At 73.5% G+C, this 1,038-nt stretch carries 2 protein-coding genes; one reads left to right on the plus strand and one right to left on the minus strand.

Going from position 1 to position 1,038, the window contains the following annotated elements:
* A partial coding sequence (locus QH283_RS00260; RefSeq protein ID WP_280501008.1) for a TerD family protein occupies positions 1-523 on the minus strand: 523 nt, incomplete at its 3' end.
* Between the two features lie 134 nt (positions 524-657).
* On the opposite strand from QH283_RS00260, the gene QH283_RS00265 reads away from it, so the two are divergent.
* Positions 658-1,038, plus strand: a 381-nt coding sequence (locus QH283_RS00265) for a hypothetical protein (protein ID WP_280501009.1), incomplete at its 3' end; no start/stop codon positions are given.

Genomic DNA, 1,038 nt, shown 5'->3' on the forward strand with positions numbered 1-1,038 from the left:
GGTCGGGATCGTCGACGGTCACGCCGAATTCGGTGACCAGACCGGCCAGGCCGGTGTGCCAGCCCTGGCCGACCGCGCGGAAACGCCAGCCGCCCGCGCGGCGGTAGAACTCGCCGAACATCATGGCGGTCACCCGGTCGTGATCCTCGATGGCGAAGCGGGCGACCGGGCCGTCGGCGGCGTGCACGGTGACGACGAGACCGTCGATGTCGGCGAAGCTGCCCTCGTCGAGCGAGCCGCCGATCACGATGCGCTCGACGTCGCGCTCGGTGCGCGGCAGCGAGACACTGAGACGGGCGGTGCCTCGGCCGAGATCCTGGGCGATGGTCACCGCCTGGGAGATGTGCCTCGGCGCGTTGTAGAACACCAGATCACGATCGGTGCGGACCGCGCCCGACTCGTCGAGCAACAGCGCGTGCGCGTCGACGGCATGCCCGCTGCGCCAGGAAACCTCCACGGCCAGAAGAGATGTCGGTACCGGTGCGTTCGCGCCCTTGCTGAGATCGATCGTGCTGGGTTCCATCGTGCTGGCATCCTGCCACGCCCCTCCGACACGCCCGGCGCTCCGGTCCCGCCGGACGCGGGCACGGACGACACAGCCGCGGGCGGCGGCGGAAATCCGGCTGGTCCCGCCGGTGGTCGGGCACAGTGGAGGCCATGACGAGCCCCGAGGGGAAGGGCAGGCGTGACGGATCGCGGGGCGGTCCGGCCACACCGCGCGTGCCGGGGCCCGCCGAACTCGTCGCCGCCGCCCAGGCCGCGGCCGCGGCGGCGCAGGCGGCGGCCGGGCAGGCGCTGGAATCGGCGCAGGCCACCGCGGGGCACGCCTTCGACGCGGCGGTGCGGCTGCCACCCGCCACGGCGCAGCTGGCCGCCCAGCTCCCTGACCTGGTGGAGAACCTGTCCCTGGCCGTCGACCGGCTCAACGCCACCATCGACCGGCTCGACCGCACCCTGGCGTTGGCCGATCCAGCCTTCGCCGCCTACGACCGGTTGCTGCCCCGGCTGGAGGCCATGGTCGCGCTCGGCGAGGACGTG

It is taken from the genome of Nocardia farcinica (assembly GCF_029867845.1).
Taxonomy (GTDB): Bacteria; Actinomycetota; Actinomycetes; order Mycobacteriales; family Mycobacteriaceae; genus Nocardia; species Nocardia farcinica_A.